The sequence below is a fragment of the Enterococcus sp. DIV1067f genome (assembly GCF_050543505.1).
Lineage (GTDB): Bacteria > Bacillota > Bacilli > Lactobacillales > Enterococcaceae > Enterococcus_D > Enterococcus_D entomosocium.
In genome coordinates this window covers 377,542-395,255 of the sequence record NZ_CP172940.1, presented here as the reverse complement: position 1 = coordinate 395,255, position 17,714 = coordinate 377,542, and the positions used below count along the sequence as shown (strand labels likewise).

At 43.9% G+C, this 17,714-nt stretch carries 16 protein-coding genes, 1 pseudogene, 1 riboswitch and 1 other annotated feature; of the genes and pseudogenes, 8 read left to right on the top strand and 9 right to left on the bottom strand.

What is annotated here, in order from left to right:
• Window positions 1-39 precede the first annotated feature (39 nt).
• The 7 genes from IGJ42_RS01880 to IGJ42_RS01850 form a co-directional block, all read right to left on the bottom strand.
• Window positions 40-1,248: a M20 family metallopeptidase gene (locus IGJ42_RS01880; RefSeq protein ID WP_005232314.1), complete on the bottom strand. Its 1,209-nt coding sequence runs from the start codon at window positions 1,246-1,248 to the stop codon at window positions 40-42.
• 61 nt (window positions 1,249-1,309) lie between these two features.
• Window positions 1,310-2,149, bottom strand: a complete 840-nt coding sequence (locus IGJ42_RS01875) for a MetQ/NlpA family ABC transporter substrate-binding protein (protein ID WP_008376213.1) — start codon at window positions 2,147-2,149, stop codon at window positions 1,310-1,312.
• A gap of 52 nt (window positions 2,150-2,201) precedes the next feature.
• Entirely contained in the window at window positions 2,202-2,882 is a 681-nt protein-coding gene (locus IGJ42_RS01870; protein WP_005232318.1) for a methionine ABC transporter permease, read from the bottom strand.
• Window positions 2,883-3,959: a methionine ABC transporter ATP-binding protein gene (locus tag IGJ42_RS01865; RefSeq protein ID WP_008376218.1), complete on the bottom strand. Its 1,077-nt coding sequence runs from the start codon at window positions 3,957-3,959 to the stop codon at window positions 2,883-2,885.
• A 361-nt stretch (window positions 3,960-4,320) separates the two neighbouring features.
• Window positions 4,321-4,559: a binding site (T-box leader), on the bottom strand.
• A 120-nt stretch (window positions 4,560-4,679) separates the two neighbouring features.
• Window positions 4,680-5,204 (bottom strand): transcription repressor NadR, encoded by a 525-nt coding sequence (locus IGJ42_RS01860; protein ID WP_016611442.1) that lies wholly within the window; start codon window positions 5,202-5,204, stop codon window positions 4,680-4,682.
• Window positions 5,201-6,049, bottom strand: a complete 849-nt coding sequence (locus IGJ42_RS01855) for a chorismate mutase (RefSeq protein WP_008376222.1) — start codon at window positions 6,047-6,049, stop codon at window positions 5,201-5,203. The genes IGJ42_RS01860 and IGJ42_RS01855 overlap by 4 nt, the downstream gene beginning before the upstream one ends.
• Before the next feature lie 13 nt (window positions 6,050-6,062).
• Complete coding sequence (locus tag IGJ42_RS01850; RefSeq protein WP_005232325.1) at window positions 6,063-6,755, bottom strand: NAD-dependent protein deacylase; 693 nt, start codon at window positions 6,753-6,755, stop codon at window positions 6,063-6,065.
• Between the two features lie 157 nt (window positions 6,756-6,912).
• On the opposite strand from IGJ42_RS01850, the gene IGJ42_RS01845 reads away from it, so the two are divergent.
• Together IGJ42_RS01845 and IGJ42_RS01840 are read left to right on the top strand one after the other, a co-directional pair.
• Entirely contained in the window at window positions 6,913-7,581 is a 669-nt protein-coding gene (locus tag IGJ42_RS01845) for a response regulator transcription factor (protein ID WP_005232327.1), read from the top strand.
• Between the two features lie 14 nt (window positions 7,582-7,595).
• Window positions 7,596-8,501, top strand: a complete 906-nt coding sequence (locus IGJ42_RS01840; RefSeq protein ID WP_005232328.1) for a sensor histidine kinase — start codon at window positions 7,596-7,598, stop codon at window positions 8,499-8,501.
• A gap of 73 nt (window positions 8,502-8,574) precedes the next feature.
• On the opposite strand, the gene IGJ42_RS01835 is transcribed toward IGJ42_RS01840, so the two are convergent.
• Both IGJ42_RS01835 and IGJ42_RS01830 read right to left on the bottom strand, forming a co-directional pair.
• Window positions 8,575-9,336, bottom strand: a complete 762-nt coding sequence (locus IGJ42_RS01835; RefSeq protein WP_429946993.1) for an ABC transporter permease — start codon at window positions 9,334-9,336, stop codon at window positions 8,575-8,577.
• Between the two features lies 1 nt (window position 9,337).
• A pseudogene (locus IGJ42_RS01830) lies at window positions 9,338-10,254 on the bottom strand (ABC transporter ATP-binding protein).
• Between the two features lie 315 nt (window positions 10,255-10,569).
• On the opposite strand from IGJ42_RS01830, the gene IGJ42_RS01825 reads away from it, so the two are divergent.
• From IGJ42_RS01825 to IGJ42_RS01800, 6 genes are all read left to right on the top strand, one after another.
• Window positions 10,570-10,872 (top strand): hypothetical protein, encoded by a 303-nt coding sequence (locus IGJ42_RS01825; RefSeq protein ID WP_429946992.1) that lies wholly within the window; start codon window positions 10,570-10,572, stop codon window positions 10,870-10,872.
• A gap of 147 nt (window positions 10,873-11,019) precedes the next feature.
• Window positions 11,020-11,193, top strand: a riboswitch (Lysine riboswitch).
• A 115-nt stretch (window positions 11,194-11,308) separates the two neighbouring features.
• A complete protein-coding gene (locus IGJ42_RS01820) occupies window positions 11,309-12,898 on the top strand; it encodes an ABC transporter permease subunit (RefSeq protein WP_005232337.1) in 1,590 nt (529 codons plus the stop codon).
• 11 nt (window positions 12,899-12,909) lie between these two features.
• Window positions 12,910-13,644 carry an amino acid ABC transporter ATP-binding protein gene (locus IGJ42_RS01815; protein ID WP_005227196.1) on the top strand — a complete coding sequence of 245 codons (735 nt, stop codon included), beginning with the start codon at window positions 12,910-12,912 and terminating at the stop codon, window positions 13,642-13,644.
• 204 nt (window positions 13,645-13,848) lie between these two features.
• Window positions 13,849-15,201, top strand: coding sequence for a branched-chain amino acid transport system II carrier protein (brnQ, locus tag IGJ42_RS01810; protein ID WP_429946990.1), 1,353 nt, complete (start codon window positions 13,849-13,851; stop codon window positions 15,199-15,201).
• A 118-nt stretch (window positions 15,202-15,319) separates the two neighbouring features.
• Window positions 15,320-16,825 (top strand): helix-turn-helix domain-containing protein, encoded by a 1,506-nt coding sequence (locus IGJ42_RS01805; RefSeq protein WP_005232342.1) that lies wholly within the window; start codon window positions 15,320-15,322, stop codon window positions 16,823-16,825.
• A 360-nt stretch (window positions 16,826-17,185) separates the two neighbouring features.
• A complete protein-coding gene (locus IGJ42_RS01800) occupies window positions 17,186-17,545 on the top strand; it encodes an iron chaperone (protein ID WP_005232344.1) in 360 nt (119 codons plus the stop codon).
• Window positions 17,546-17,714: the final 169 nt, after the last annotated feature.

The following is a 17,714-nucleotide window of genomic DNA, read 5'->3' as shown; positions in this document are numbered from 1 at the left end:
TTGAGTATCCTCTGGATATCTTCCTTCAAGGTTTTGGCGTTAATTGCCTTTTGCTAGGCTTTCTTGATGATCGGCTTTGATTTTTTCTAATAACGCCGGTTGTTCAAAAAGATCTAACGCGGTCAGCGCTAAAAGTTCAGCCGCGATAGCGATCGACTGCAAGCCTTTTTCACTCTTGGCAGCGGCTTTGAATTCTTCCGAATGACCCGCAATGTAGTCATCTGAAATCGAAACGGTGGGTTGGATCGTCGGGATCACTTGACTGACATTGCCGACATCAGAAGAACCAAGACTTGTTTTGGCTTCCGTATCGATCTCATCGGCAGGTACGCCCGCTTCTTGGGCATGGGCAAAGAAGATCTCATCAAAACTTGGTGTCACGATCACATCGTCGACGGAGTTTTGGAACAAACCGAATTCATAGGTCGCTCCCGTGGCTAAAGCGGCTCCTTTGACGATGTTTTCGACTTTCTCGTAGACATCGTTCAAGGTCGCTCGATTGGCTGCTCGTAAATAAAAACGACCGGCTGCATATTCTGGCACGACATTGGCTGCCACGCCACCATCGGTGATCACACCATGAATATTGACGTCTTTTGGTAAGTGCAGACGCAATCCATTGATCCCGTTAAAGACTTGTAGCAATGCTTCTAACGCGTTGATGCCTTTTTCTGGTGCAGCTGCCGCATGGGAAGCTCGACCATAGAACTTGATATCCACTGGATCATTGGCTAATGACGCTGTCGTTTTGCCATAGCGATGGGCTGGATGGACACAAAGAGCGGCATCGACATCATTGAAGAACCCTTCACGGACAAAACTGCCTTTAGCGGAACCATTTTCCCCACCTTCTTCTCCTGGCGTCCCATAGACTCGAATCTCCCCGCCTAGCTCATCGATGAAAGGTTGCAGGGCACTGGCTGCTAAGACGGAATAAGTCCCGAAGAGATTGTGCCCACAAGCATGACCGATCCCTGGTAACGCATCGTACTCAGCTAAAAAGGCAATCGTTGGGCCCGGTTTTCCACTGACATAGCGGGCATCAAAGCCGGTACGATGTCCTGCGACATCCTTTTTAACAGCAAAGCCTTCTTTTTCTAATTGGGCGATCAGGGCATCGGCTGAGTAAAACTCATAGTTGCTGACTTCTGGGTGATTATGGATATCTAATGCCAAGGCTTGATAAGCGGCTAAACGCTCTTGGATAAATGGTTTAATCGTTGCTTTTGTAATAGTTGCTGTTGTCATAATCAAATCTCTCCTTTTCTTACATGGTTTTTTTCAGTGTTTTTATCAAATTACATAGCACTTATTTTGCTCCAAAGGTTTCCCAAGCAGGAACACTTGATCCTTTTGACGTTTCCTCGATGACTTTTTTCGTATCCTCTGTTTGGTAAGCAGCAACCACTTTTTGGTAAACTTCATTGTCTTCATCTTCTTTACGGGCGGCAATGATGTTGACGTAAGGACGGGCCGTTTCATCAACAGGCTCTAAAAAGATTGCATCTTCGGTAGGCACAAATCCTGCATCTACCGCCATGCCGCTATTGATAACAGAAACATCGACATCGGAAAGTGCCCGGGCTGTTTGCGCTGCATCAAGTTCCGAAATTTCTAAATTCAAACGGTTTTCAGTAATATCCGCGACCGTTGGTGTTTGTCCGGCTGCTTCATCCACTTTGATCAATCCAGCTGATTGTAACAAGAGCAATGCCCGACCACCATTGGTCACATCATTCGGGATCGCAACTTTAGCTCCTTCAGCCAAGTCGTTGACATCCGTCACTTTGTCGGAATAAATGCCTAATGGCGCGTTGACTGTATTGCCGATCGATACGAGATCGGTACCAAATTCTTTATTATAATTGTCCAAGAAAAATTGGTGTTGGAATGAATTGAGGTCAATGGAACCATCAGCTAATGCTGCGTTGGGTTGATTGTAATCAGAGAATTGGACATATTCTAAATTGATGCCTTCGTCTTTTAAACGATCTTTGACATCATCCCAGACATCGGTGTCCGCGCCAATCACTCCTAATTTCACAGTGACTTCTTCTTGATCAGTGGCTGCGGCACTGCCATTGTTTCCGCATCCGGTAATAAATAATAATGCTGCCCCTAAAACGATTGATTGTACGATTTTTTTCATTTTTTCTTCCTCCATAGACTTGCTTGTTTTTTTATTTGTACGTAAGTGGTGGTCAGTGTGATACTCGTTTAATGAGTAGGTTGCTGACAAATTGACTGATAAAAACGAATACTAAGATGATCAAGGTCGCCATGATCGTGACATCGGTCTGGAATCGGTTGTACCCGCGGGTGATGGCTAAGTTACCTAAACCGCCAGCGCCAACTGCTCCTGCCATGGCGGTCAATCCGATCACATTGATCACGGTCAATGCAGAGACCCGAATGATTCCCGCCACGCCTTCTGGCAAATAGACCCGAAAAATGATGCCGAAAGGACTGGTGCCCATCGCTTCGGCTGCTTCCACGACACCGGGGTCAACTTCTAGCAAGGCAATCTCGATCTGCCGAGCAAAGAAAGGAATGATCCCAGCAATCAGAGGAACCAATGCTGCTGTTTCGCCGATCGTCGTTCCCACAAGAAATCGGGTAAAGGTTCCTAGCAACGTCAATAAGATAATAAAAGGGATCGAGCGGACCACATTGATGACCTTATCGAGAAATTCAAAGAGTGGTCGATTTTCTAAAATTCCACTCGGTCGAGTCACTACCAGGACGATCCCTAACAAGATGCCTAAGATGCCCGCGATCAAGGAGGTCCAAAAAACCATATACAAGGTTTGGATCGTTGCTGCGACAAATTCATCTTGGATCGCAACAACATTGGGAAAATATCTTTCTAATAAGGCAGCCATCTAAAATCCTCCTTTAATCACATTGTTTAATGGTTCTGCATGATTTTCTTTTAAAATATTGGTGTACACTCCTTGAGACTTCAAATATTCTAAGGCATGTTTGCGCTGTTGGTACTCTCCGGATAAGCTAACGACCAAGCTGCCGATCGGCACTTCTTGCAAGATCTCCACGTTACCGTAAAGAATATTGGTGGTCACTTTGTAGCGACTGTACAATTGGGCGATCAGTGGCTCATTGGTTTGATCCCCCACGTAGGACAGCTCCACCAGCCATTCATTCGGTGCCAAGGAAGAAAACTTCGAACTGCCGAGGATCGTTTCTAAGGCTTGGTCGATGTGCGTCGCCGTTCGGATGAAATCTTTGGTCAATGGTTTTTCTGGTTGGCTAAAAATCTGAACGCTCGAACCTTGCTCAATAACTTCACCGTCTTCCATCACTGCCACTTTGTTGCAGATTTCTTTGACAACTTGCATTTCATGGGTAATGATCACGATGGTCAAACCGAGAGTCCGATTTAATTTTTTCAACAAAGCCAATATCTGTAAGGTCGTTTTCGGATCAAGGGCGCTAGTTGCCTCATCGCACAGCAAGATCTCTGGATCATTTGCCAAAGCTCTGGCAATGGCGACCCGCTGCTTTTGCCCTCCAGATAGTTGGCTAGGAAACGCTTGGGCTTTTTCTTCCAATCCAACAAGCGCCAGCAGCTCGGTTACTTTTTGATGACGTTCCTGTTTGGACCGTCCCCCATATTTCAAGGAAAAATCCACGTTATCAAAAACATTGCGGCTGTCCATCAAGTTGAAGTGCTGAAAGATCATTCCGATCGTTTTCCGTTTTTCTCGCAGGTCTTTCGCAGAAAGTGTGGTCAGCTCCGTGCCGTTGACGACGACGCTGCCGCTGCTTGGGCGCTGCAATAAGTTGATCACACGGACGAGTGTACTTTTCCCGGCGCCTGAGTAACCCACGATGCCGTACACGTCCCCTTTGTCGATCTCGATCGATACGTTTTTGACCGCTTGGATCGCGGGTTTCTTTGATTGATTGAATGTTACTGATATATCTTTTAATGAAATCATCGTTTTCCCCCTAGTTCTTGTCTTTTTCAATAAAAAAAAGGCATCCTCAAACAAGTCACCTGTGACTTGTTTGAGGACGCCTTTTTGCGTGTTACCACCTCAGTTTAAGCTGTACTCGCATACAGCTCCTTTTCGAGTACGATCATACTCTAGCCAGATAACGGTCGCTACCGTCGTCGCCTTGCAAACTACTGCTCGGAACGAATCACTCCTTGGCCATTTTCTAAAAGTCGTTTGATGCTTCTTTTCAGCTACCGAAGCTCTCTGTTGAAAAAACGTGCTTTTGTACTTACCAATTCTTCGTGTGTGGTGCTATTTGATTTTTGTGTATAAAAAAAGTCCTTTTACCAGCGTTTGCTAGTAAAAGGACGAATACTCGTGTTACCACCTTTTGTTTAGAAGGTTTCCCTTCCCTCAACCCAACGTCTAGCCGTGCTAGAGATTGGTGCACTTTGTAACGGTAGTGCGCATCCGTGATTGCCTACTTATCGACAATCAATCCTCCAAGGCCATTTTTCATCGCTTCTGACTTGACTCTTTCCACCAACCAGAGTCTCTCTTTAAAGTATCCGCGGTTACTTTCCTTCTCAACAGATTCATTATTCTTGTTGAGTTGTACTTTACTGGAAAATGAACGTCTTGTCAACAAAAAATCACAATTTTTTCATCTAAGTGTTCCCCAAGACTGCCGATAGCGTCCTTGCCAGAATGGTTTACGCCTCAATTTTGATAGAGCATGCCTTTTTCTGCTAACTGTTGTTTGGCTTTTTCCAGAGCCGCAGGATCGGTGTAACGCAACGTATGCAAGTGTACCCCATTGGTTAAATCTGAGAGCAAGCGGGCTTCTGCATGTTTGGTTTTGTTGATGAAATCAGTCACGTCTTGGTCTGTTTGAATCTGCAAATTGCCAGTGATCTCTCCATAGATTTCATGTTCAACGATGACATCGACCACTTCCACGCCACAAGCGACAAAAATCCGCAATTCTTCTTCGGTTTGTTCAGGCCGATGCTGCACCGCTAGCTTGCTGACATGCCCCGCCTCATTCAACAGTGCTTGCAGTCGATAGCCGCGAGCAGTGGCCGCGATCGCTTCACCGGCTGCTCGCAGCAAGGCAATGTCCCCAACGATGATTTGGCGACTGACTCCTAGTGATTCTGCCAGTTTGCTGGCACTGATCGCTTTGTCCGCTTGCTTCAATGCCGCTAAAATCGTTTCTCGACGTGTTGCTCCATCCATACTCATTCCTCCAATTGATTCTCTTGATAGGTTTTTGAGTGTTTCATAATTGATTGAAACATGGCTAAAATCGTTTCCTCATAGGCTTGATTTGAAATCGCCTGCCGAATATTTTCCAGCACTTTCTCTTCACGATTTTCATCTAAAACCGGCAACTGACTACTTTTCTTCAATTGCACGATTTCATTAACTGTACTCATGCGTTTTTCTAAAAGATGCGTGAGCTGCCAATCAATGTCATCGATTGCCGCTCGCTGAACAGCCAAAGGATCTTGCTGGTTGTTTTCTTCTTCCAAGTCGATCGTCTTGATGACCCGTGCCGGATTTCCCGCCAGCACAACATTGTCTGGGAATGATTTTGTGACCACACTGCCAGCCCCCACCACGACATTGTTACCTAAGCGCACCCCCGGCAAAATCGTGGCCGCGCCACCGATCCACGCGTTATCGCCAATCACGATCGGTGCCCCTAATTCTAAGCCGCTATTTCGTTTGACCGGATGCAATGGATGAGTCGCCGTAAACAACCGAACATTGGGTGCCAGCATACAGTTGTCACCAAAGGTAATTGGACAAACATCTAATAGCACACAGTCGTAGTTAGCATAGAAGTTTTTGCCGACAGAAATATTGTAGCCATAATCAAAGCGGACATTCGGTTCGATATAGATTCGACCAGTCACAGAGCCGAAAGTTTCTTTTAGTAACTGCTCTTTGATTTTTGTATCAGTTTCTTGGTTGATCAGGTTCATTTGTTCACGGGCATATTTCCGGTCTGCCACCAATTCTGGATCTGGGGAAAAGTACAATTCGCCAGCAATCATTTTCTCTTTTTCGGTACGTTGTGTCATATCATAAACTCCTTCATTCAATTTTCTGGAAAAACGTTTCGGCTGCTGCGGTCAACATGCCATATTCATTCGGGATCGCCAATGGTTCCTTATTGATGACCAACACCTGCTGGCTGTAATCGACTAGCCCTGCAAAAGGATAGACTTGCAGCGAAGTCCCCACGACCACCGTCAGGTCGGCTTGAGCAACGGCTTGAATGGCTCCCTCAATGGTTTCATCCGTAAATCCTTCCCCATAAAGCACGATCGCCGGCCGAATCTGACCGTCACATCCTGCATGGTGCCAATCCTGCAAATACGCTTGCCAAGGTACCGGATTACCGCATTTTCGGCAATAACAGTTGTACAAGGAGCCGTGAAAATCGATTCTTTGGTGACTCCCCGCTTTTTCATGCAGTCCATCGATGTTTTGTGAAACGACCCAAACTGTTTTTTTCGTTTGCAGCGCAGCCATTTTTTGATGAATGATGTTCGGCTGGGCCTGAGGATGGTAGAGGTGCTTGACGAACTGATAAAATGTTTCCGGTTCGTTTTCTAAACAGTCATGGCTTAACAAATACTCTGGCTGGGCCAGTCCTTGATAGACCCCTTTTAAGGAACGGTAATCAGGAATGCCCGATGGGGTTGAAACACCGGCACCCGTCAAAAAGGTCACGGATGATGCGGCGGTGACCGTTGCGATTGCTTGCTCAATAGATACCTTCATCGTTCTAACTTCCTTTATGGCTTTTCTCTTATTCTAACCGAAAAAGAACCGTTTTTGCGAAAAATCAGCCATTTTCTTTTTTAAAAGCAACTAATGCTTTTTCTTGCGGAATTGCTTATAATAAATGCAATAAATACAAGAAGAATGGGAAAACCAAATGAAAATTTTGATTATCGAAGACAACAATGAGATCAGCGAAATGTTGGCTACTATTTTAGCAGCTGACTATACCGTCCAGCAAGCCTATTCAGGCACGGAAGGTCTGCTGCTTTTTCAGCAAGATGCTTTCGACTTGATTTTGCTAGATCGAATGCTCCCCGGTAAAGATGGGACACAAGTCTTGCAAGAGATTCGCCAAACCTCCACGGTCCCCGTCATTATCTTGACTGCCTTAGATGAACCAGCCGATGTTTCCACCCTTTTGCTGGCGGGGGCCAATGATTACTTGACCAAACCCTTCAATGTCGAAGAATTAAAGGCACGTATCATTGTTCAATTGCGAACAAATAAACAACCCCCTCCAGTTGCCAGCAGCCACTCGTATAAAAACATTCAACTGTTGCCTGACTCGTTTCAGCTGCAACGAGGAGAGGCAACGGTTCAGTTAAAGAAAAAGGAGTTTGAGATTTTTTCCCTGCTCTTAGCGAACCCCAAAAAAGTTTATACCAAAGAAATGCTCTATGAAGCTGTTTGGCAAGAACCTTACTACGGTGAAGAAAACACGATCAATGTCCATATCAGCCATTTACGCAGCAAAATCAAAACACTCGATCCAGATGAAGCGTATATCGATACTGTCTGGGGCATCGGCGTCAAGCTAGCTTAAAAAGGAGGAACCTCATGCATATACTTCAGTTTTTCGCCGCTCTGATCGTTGTGTTATTGTTTGGCTATTGGTTTTTCTTACTATATGATCTAAAAAAGTACCACCAGCAATTAACAAGAATCAGCGAAATCGAAACAAATCAAGAGATCCATTTACAGACCCGCGTCCCCGCTTTAAAAGCGATCGCCTTGTTAAACAATCAGATACTTAGAAAAAATAAGCAGCAACACTATCAAATGCTGCAAGAAAACCAGCAGTTGGAACAAGCCATTCAAAATATCTCTCACGACTTACGCACACCTTTGACGGTCGCCAGCGGCTACACACAACTGCTGCAAGCCGATGCGACCCTCACCCCGCAACAACTACAGCTGCTGGATAAAGTCAGCAGCAACCTAGAAAAAGTCGAAAATCATCTGGAACAGTTGTTGACCTATCAGCGTCTCAAAGACAATCAGCTCGCTTTGACTTTGGAAGAATTCAATCTTTCTCGTTTATTGGAAGAAGAACTGCTCCAGCTTTATCCTTCTTTTGAGGAAAACCATTTATCACTGACGGTTGCGATCCAACCCAACATCATGATCATTTCAGATAAAAAAAGCTGGCAACGAATTTTCCAAAATGTCCTTGGTAACCTGCTGGAACATGGCAGTGAAACGGGGACGATCCGCTTGAATCAGCAAGGAGATCGCATCGTTTTCCAACAGGAAAATCAGCTGAGATCACCGATCCAGCACCCAGAAAAATTGACCCACCGCTTTTATACCGAAGACCTTTCACGGCATAAACAGCAAGCCGGACTTGGTCTGTATATCATCGCGGCATTGACTAATGCATTAGACGGCAAGATCCAATTGGATACAACCGAAGAGACGTTTCGTTTGACCCTTTTTTGGCAGCAGTCCGTTGAATCCCACTAACTCATGGCTATACACAAAAAACACCCAATCGCTCGACCTTCACTAGTCGATACGGTTGGGCGTTTTTCTGCTCTTACAATTCTTGTCTCTTAAACACCAGATGCGCAGCCAAGAGGCAAAGCAATAAACTGATCAGGCTCCCAAGAAAAATGGGTTGGACTGTTTCCCATGTTTGGAAAGTAGTCATGGTCACCATCTCTAAACCGCCTTGAAAGTCCAAGTATTCTAAAAACTTCCAGTTGGGTAAAGAGATTCGGGCAATCGCAAAGGCCATCGGAATAAAAATCGTCGCCAACACGCTGACCGCTGTATTTTTGGTCAAATACAAAACTAGCACTGCAAAAGAGGAAGTCGCTAATAAAATCAGTACAAAACTAACGAAATAATACAACAACTTTTCTATCTGTGAAAGGTCATTATAACCAATCCCCCCAATAACCGTTCCCGCTACAAAGCTCACCAAACAAATCGCGACGATCTGTAAGACCAGCACCAATGTATAAACCAAGAATTTCCCAAAAAGATAAGCGGGTTTGGAGACACCAACGGTAATGATATTCTTCATGGTCCCTTTCGTGTACTCACTGCCTAAGACCTGCATCACCAATGGCAAGGAGTAATACAGCAACATGGAAGACAAACTGGTCTGGATCGCCAGAAAGCCAGTCATTTCCGTAAGGCTGCCTGCTGTTTGCGTACTATCCCCAAGAGTGACCCCTACACTACCATTGGAAACAACGGATAAAATCACCAACAATAAAATAATTCCTTCTGTGATCCAAAAACTTTTACTTCTTGATAAACGATACAAATCGGCTCGAATAAAATTCAACATCTTAATTTCCCCCTTCACTTGTTACTAACTCTTTGAAATACGACTCTAGATTTTCCCCTTCAAAAGAAATCCGGTCGATAGCGATCCCTTCATAAACCAGCTGACGGACCAAGTCACGAATCAACACATTCTCTTGATAAATATGAATTTTGTGGTCACTGACGACTTTATATTCGGAAATCAGCTGACTCTCTAGCAAGCGGCTAGCTGTGGCTACATCATCCACTTCTAATTGAATAAACCGTTTCGCCATCAGATCGAATTCGTGTTTGGTCATCTCTTTGATCAGACGCCCCTCACTAATGACCCCAAAACGTGTAGCCACTAGGTACAGCTCTTCTAAAATATGGCTGGAGATCAAAATCGTCATGCCACGTTCTTGATTCAATCGTAAAAGCAGCTCCCGAAATTCAACGATCGCTACAGGATCCAAGCCATTGATCGGCTCATCTAAAATTAGAAAATCCGGCTGATTCAATAAAGCAATCGCTAAGCCCAGTTTTTGTTTCATCCCTAAAGAAAAATCACGGTATTTCTTGTGGCCAACATTGGTCAATCCGACAAACGCCAATGCTTTACTGACCGCCTCAGGTTCCACCACCCCGCTGATTTTGCAATAATAGTTCAAATTTTGTTCAGCGGTCAATTGGTCGTAAGCGACTGGGGTCTCAATCACATTACCGACCCGTTTCAGCATCTGAGTGTACGCTTTGCCGCCTTCAACATCAAACAACTGCAGACTGCCACTAGTTGGTTGGATCAACTAACGATCGCTTTTAATAGGGTCGTCTTCCCAGCACCATTTCTCCCCACCAATCCATAAATATCTCCCTTAGCGATCGTTAGATCGACATCATGTAGCGCCTGCTGTTTGCCGTAACGTTTGTTTAATCCTTTGATTTTAAGAACATTTTCCATTTTTACTTCCTCCTTGCTTGCTTCTGTGCTCATTCTAGCAAGCAGATCTAAATCAGCTATTAACTAATTATTAATTGATTCTTAACTCGTAGTTTTCTGCAAAAAACAGTTTATTTCTATTATACACAGCTGAAAATGAACCGATCTAGAAAAATCGTCTCTTTTCAGTAAACCCTCCAATAGCAAATGTAGCAGATGATCTTTTCATTACTGCTTTTGCTCTTTGTTTTTTGCCTCACAAAGAAAGAGATTCCTTCATGACAAGGAACAAAAAACGTGGTAAACTAGTCACGAATCAAAGTGAGGTGAAATACATTGGTAGCAGCTATTATTTATTGGGCAATGATCATTATCAGTTTCGGTTGGTTGGCAGTCAGCTTATATTTCTCTATCTTCTATTTAGCACGTAAAGAAAATGGCAATTTATGGGCATTCGGCTTTTTAAATGTCATCACAGCAATCATTCAAGCCAGCGTCCTTGTGGTTTACCGTACCTTCGGACAAGATTGGGGCGTTACACAATACTCAAGCCTCATCTATCTAGCACTTGGCTTATTGCTTGCTTTGACAGTCATCCAAGCTGTTTTAGGCCGTGAACCAAAAGCGAAAGTCGCTTAAGGGTTCCAATAGACACTCGTAAAAACGATCCGCTTTCTCTTTGATAAAAATAGGGAAATGGTCGTTTTTTTGTTAAAAAGAATTGACATTTGGGTGCTTTTCTTCTAAACTCTGAGAAGAATCAAATTAAATACGAGTACCCTTTAACATTTAGGTAGAGGTCGCGAGGTTCATTAATCCTGCTGAGTGAAGCAACACGTTTACAGCAGAGCTAGGGAACATCGCCGAAACAAGGTCGGTTTTGCTTGCATCGATTTTGTTGGGCCGCAAATGAACAATTTGCGGACTGTCTTAGCTTGTCTAAGTTGCGCTATGTTTTGTGAAAGGTTTGTCGACGATGACCTGTCAACAGCCGTTTTCCAATCATGGAGTACGGCTGTTTTTTTGCTTTTTCATCCTTACCTGCTTGTCCAACTCGTGAAAGGAAAGAGAAAAAATGAAAAAAAATAATTGGATCTGGGCAGTCTTCGCCCTCTGTCTAACCCTCATTCAGCTGCCCCTAACCGTGCAAGCGGATGACCAAACGCCTGCGGAACAATTCCGTGTCGGTATGGAGGCAGGCTATGCCCCATTTAACTGGACGCAAACGACGGACGCCAATGGTGCCGTGCCGATTTCTGGGGAAGAAGGCTCGGCGTTTGCCGGCGGTTACGATGTCCAGATCGCCAAACGAATCGCTGAAGGCTTAGGCAAAGAATTAGTGATCGTCAAAACCCAATGGGACGGTCTGCCGCCAGCTTTACAAGCGGGGACTATCGATGCTGTGATCGCTGGTATGTCACCAACTGCCGAACGTCGCGAGCAAATTGATTTTACCGATCCTTACTATGAATCAGATTTGGTGGTAGTGGTTCGTAAAGATGGCGAGTTCGCCGATGCCAAAAGCCTCGCTGATCTTTCGGGGGCAAAAATCACTGCCCAGCTGAATACTTTCCATTATACGGTCATAGATCAAATCCCTGAGGTCCAAAAAGAACAAGCCATGCGGGACTTCTCCTCCATGCGCGTTGCTTTAGCTTCGGGCATCATTGACGGCTACGTCAGCGAACGTCCAGAAGGCGTCACTGCCGTCGGGGCAAATCCTGATTTGAAGATGGTCGAGTTCGATGAAGGCGCCGGTTTTGAAACCAATCCAGAAGACGTCCAAGTAGCAGTCGGAATGCGCAAAGGCGATCCCGATGTTGAAAAAGTCAATGAGATTCTTGCAGGAATTTCTGAAGAAGAACGGGTTTCCCTGATGGATCAAGCAGTCTTAGATCAACCTGCAGATGCCAGCGGAGAAACGGCAGATCAAGGTCTGATCGCTGATTTTAAAAAAATCATTGATGATTACGGCATGCTCTTTTTACGAGGCGCTGGCTTGACCTTATTCATCGCGATCCTTTCAACGATCATCGGATTGATTATCGGTCTTTTAGTCGGTATCTTCCGGACATTGCCGCTTTCAGAAAATCCAGTAGGACGTTTCTTCCAACGCATCGTCAATGGTTTACTGACCATCTATATAGAAGTTTTCCGCGGCACCCCAATGATGGTTCAAGCAATGGTTATTTTCTACGGAACTGCTCTAGCCTTTGGTGTCTCCATGAATCGCACGCTGGCAGCCGTGCTGATCGTTTCTATCAATACGGGTGCCTACATGTCTGAAATCGTTCGTGGGGGGATTTTTGCTGTAGATGACGGCCAATTTGAAGCAGCTCAAGCCATCGGAATGACTCATTGGCAAACCATGATCAAAGTCGTGTTGCCGCAAGTAATGCGCAATATTTTACCAGCTACCGGAAATGAGATCATTATCAATATCAAAGATACTGCCGTCTTAAGTGTTATCAGTGTTGCAGACCTCTTCTTCCAAGGTACATCAGCCGCTGGAACGAACTTCCAATACTTCCAAACATTTGCGATCATCGGTGTGATCTACTTAGTCTTGACCATCAGTGCCACCCAGATCTTACGCTTTGTTGAACGCAAAATGGATGGTCCCAGTGCGTATGTCAAATTAGAAGACATCAACCCGAACGAATAAGGAGGAAGAACATGTCAGCAATCATTGAAATTGACCATTTAAAAAAGAGTTTTGGCGACAACGAAGTCTTAAAAGACATCAGTTTGTCTGTTAATAAAGGAGAAGTTGTCACGATCATCGGTTCTTCTGGTTCAGGAAAATCTACACTTCTTCGCTGCATCAACTTATTAGAAAAACCAACCAGTGGGCAAATCATCTACTTAGGTGAAAATGTGCTGGAAAAAGGCTATGACTTGCCGAAATACCGTACGCATCTAGGAATGGTTTTCCAATCCTTTAACCTATTCAACAATATGAATGTATTAGAAAACTGCGTGACGGGCCAAGTCACTGTTTTGAAACGTGATCGCAAAGAAGCAGAAGCGACTGCCAAAGAAAATCTGGAGCAAGTCGGTATGGCTCAATATGCCAATGCCAAGCCTTCCCAGCTTTCAGGTGGACAAAAACAACGGGTAGCCATTGCCCGTGCCTTATCGATGAATCCAGATGTCATGTTGTTTGATGAGCCGACTTCTGCGCTAGATCCAGAAATGGTCGGTGAAGTGTTGAAGACCATGAATACGTTAGCTCATACTGGCTTGACGATGGTGATCGTTACCCACGAAATGGGCTTTGCCAAAGAAGTGTCTGATCGGGTCATCTTTATGGATCAAGGTGTCATTGCCGAACAAGGGACGCCTGAAGATATCTTTATTCATCCAAAAGAGCAACGCACCAAAGAATTCCTTTCCCGTGTGTTGAATTAATTTTCTGTCTTGAAACACTTAGCGGTCTTCTTCCGAGCTTTTTCGTCCTTTTTCAGTAAGCTTGGAAGAATTCAATGCTAAGTGTTTTTTTATTGCAGGAGGAGTAATTGTCAGAATTTATCAAAAAATCACAAAAAACCATTGCTATTTGTTAGAAACTTTGTTATTTTTTTTAAAACTAAGGAATTATAGGAGCTTTCATTTATGGAAAAAAAGTTACAGTTTAAGGATTACATGTATGTTGGATCAATGCTTTTCGGTCTTTTCTTTGGTGCCGGAAATCTGATTTTCCCCGTTCACATGGGACAAGAAGCTGGCGCGAATGTCGGCTTAGCCAACCTTGGCTTTTTAGTTACAGGGATCGGCTTGCCATTTTTAGGGGTCATTGCTATTGGCGTTTCCCAAAGCAACGGTGTTTTTGAATTAGCTTCTCGGATCAATCGCCGCTATGCAATGATATTTACGATTTTGCTTTATTTAGTGATTGGGCCATTCTTTGCTCTGCCTCGTTTGGCTACTACTTCTTATGAGATCGGGATCGCTCCCCATGTTTCATCAGACATGCAAACTTGGTTATTGGCGTTGTTCTCTGCCCTATTTTTTGGAGCTGCCTGGTGGTTTTCACGCAAACCTAGCAAAATCTTAGATTATGTAGGGAAGTTTCTAAATCCCTTGTTTCTGGTCTTACTAGGAGTTTTGCTCTTTTTTGCCTTTTGGCAACCACTAGGAACCATCAGCGATGCGCCGATCTATCCTAGCTATCAAAGCGATGCTTTCTTTACTGGTTTCACAAACGGCTACAATACTCTCGATGCGCTGGCATCTTTAGCCTTCGGGATCATCATCGTCTCAACGATTCGCAATATGGGGGTTGAGAAACCTGCGACGGTCGCAAAAGACACGATCCTTTCCGGCTCTGTCAGCATCGTGTTGATGGGGATCATCTATACCTTACTTTCTTATATGGGAACCAAAAGTTTAGGCCAGTTTCCCATCAGCGAAAACGGTGGGATCGCTTTGGCACAAATCGCCAACCATTACCTTGGCACTGTCGGCAGTCTGCTATTGGCATTGATCGTCATCTCTGCCTGTTTAAAAACCGCCATTGGTTTGATCACGGCCTTTTCCGAAACCTTTGCTGGATTGTTTCCAAAGCAAAGCTACGGATTCTTTATCGCTTTGACAAGTATCTTACCAGCGATCTTCGCTAATGTCGGCTTGACCAATATCATCGAGTTTTCTATTCCAGTCTTGATGTTTATCTATCCACTGGCGATCACTTTGATTTTGTTGGCGATCATCAGTCCATTATTTAACCATCGTGCCAGTGTCTATCGAATGACGACATACTTCACGTTGATCGCTGCAATCATCGACGGCTTAAATGCGAGTCCTGCAGTGATTACCAACAACGCTTTCGTGCAAGGAATCTTGTCTTTTGCGTCAGATTATCTGCCCTTTTTCCAAATCGGGATGGGGTGGGTCGTACCAGCTGCGATCGGATTTTTGATCGGTTTGCTATGGTCGTGGTTCAAAAAAGACCCTGTTTCAGCCTAAATTAGTTAAAAAGATGAAAATAACCTACCTTTTTTTAAAGGGTAGGCTATTTTTTTGATTAAAAAGACTGACAGTTTCGTAAAAAAAAGATACAATAGAGCCACAAAGGAGGATACCTATGTTTTATGAAGAACTTATGATGGACCCGCAAACATTAATTAAATTTAAAATATTCCGGCGTATGCTGACTCTGCAAAACCCTAGCCACCCAATCGCACAATTGGCAAAGGAAATGGAGTTAAGCTACCAACAAGCTTTTATAGAGTTGACTGAGATCGACCAAGATCTAACTGAGTTAACTCCGGATCATATGTCGATACTCGGTCGTGGCGGTAAATTACAGCCTCAGAATATCGCGGTAACGATCGATGAATACCGCTTCTATTTATTGAATAAAAGCGTTCCGTTCTTATATGTTCTTTACATGCTGAATGAAGACAATCCTACGATCACGGATTTTTGTGCAAAATACGATGTCAGTCGTTCAACGGTGTCTCGCAAATTTGAACATCTAAAAAAACATTTGAAGCAATTTCAGCTTCGCTTTACGTACACTGAATCAAACTTAGTGGGCGATGAGCGTCTTGTGCGGCTCTCCCTATTCAATATCATTTGGTTAGGTACTCGTGGAATAGAATGGCCATTTGCGATCGCTGAGAGTGAGACAGAAAAAATGGTGGATCGATTCACGGAGTATTTCCCAATGACTCATTCTTATCTTGGCCGATTAGAGTTGAAGTATTTCGCCGCCTTGATTCTTTTACGAATCAAAAAAGGGAATTTTGCCAAATACGACAAGCGGTACAATTTCCTGATGAAAAATAATCCATATTTCGATTTTGAGCGTTTGACACAAGTCGTTGATCCTGAAGTTTCAATGACAGACAAACAATTAAAAGGCGAATCAGGGTTTATTTATTTGATGGCGCAAATCTTCCCATTCTACTTGAGTCCTGAAGAAGAAGCTTTGCAACAAACCTTGCAATTCTTTTCAAGCAAACAAAACCCAGTTTATCCGTTAGTCGCAGACTTGTTAGCAGAGATGAAAGCAACCTTCTTTGCTTCACAACCTGGCCTGTTAGACGAGCCATTGGTCGTGGGTAATTTAATCAATGTGACTTTCGGCAACTACGTTTTCCGTCAGCCGTTTCCAAATATCTATCGCTTGCTGACACCCTCGATCAATCGCGGGTCTGCTGAAGAGCAGCTGCAGCAAAAAATCGATGAATTCTTAACGAACTATCGCGAAGAATCAGCGGTGGACTATATCAATGATGAAAACCAAGAGCAGATGGCAACGATGTATACCCACGCCCTGCTGCCGTTTTATGATCAAATCCGTTATTCGAATCGTTTACGGGTAGGGGTTGCGTTAGAAGATAATTTCTTAGTCGTTCAAGGATTGAATCAATTCCTACATGACTTGACCTTCGTAGCAGCAGAACCTTATGATCTAAACCAGCAAGAAAATTATGATGTCATCGTTAGTTCCAATCAGTTGATGAAAAAACTCAAACCAGAAAAAATGAGTTATATTTGGGATTATGCGGCAGACGATCGGCAATACATTGATTTGTATCGTACGTTGAAAAACCGTTTTGATGAAAAGAACCTTTCTCTGTAACCAAACCGTTACGGTTTCTTAAGAACTTCCGAAAAGATTTGTCACAGAATATTCATATTTATCTCGTATACTCTATGTATACCAACAAACAACCCTAACTAACACTTTTTCATTTTTAACTCCTTCCCGTCGGCCACCCACCGACGGGTCTTTTTTTACTTATTTTCGCAGCCAGCAAACTTAAACACTTTCCAATCTTTTCTCCACAAAAAATTCATATTTGGACAGTATAGTATACATAACCCAACAAACAACCCTAACTAACACTTTTCATTTTTACTCCTTGCCTGTCAGCTACCCACTGACAGGCTCCTTTTTTTCTTACGGGGTTTGCCGTATACTAAAGGCAGGAGGTGGCCTATGACAACAGCCATTACGACAGTTGACCAATACATTGCAGCAGCTCCAGCAGAACGACAAGCGATTTTAAGAAAGGTCCGTCAAACCATCAAAGCCGTTTTACCTGAAGCGGTTGAAAAGATCAGTTATCAAATGCCTACTTATCATCAGGGAGAAAATATCGTACATTTTGCCTGCGCCAAACAGCATCTAGGCTTTTATCCCACGCCTTCTGCGATCACGGCCTTCCAAGAGGACTTACAACCATACAAGACCAGTAAAGGGGCGGTCCAGTTTTCTTTTGCACAGCCGATCCCTTACGAACTGATCGCTGTGATGACCGCTTGGCGACTCGCAGAAGTCAAAAACAAGCACGCGTAACTAGCAATTAAAAAACCGCTATGTCTAATGACGCAGCGGTTTTTTGGCTCTATAATTTATGGGACTGATGAATCAGAATTGATTCTTCAGTCCCATTTTCATTTTAGGTATTAAAAAACATATCGTTCTCTAGTATGATTAAATCACCACAAAATAAACAACTGAGAGG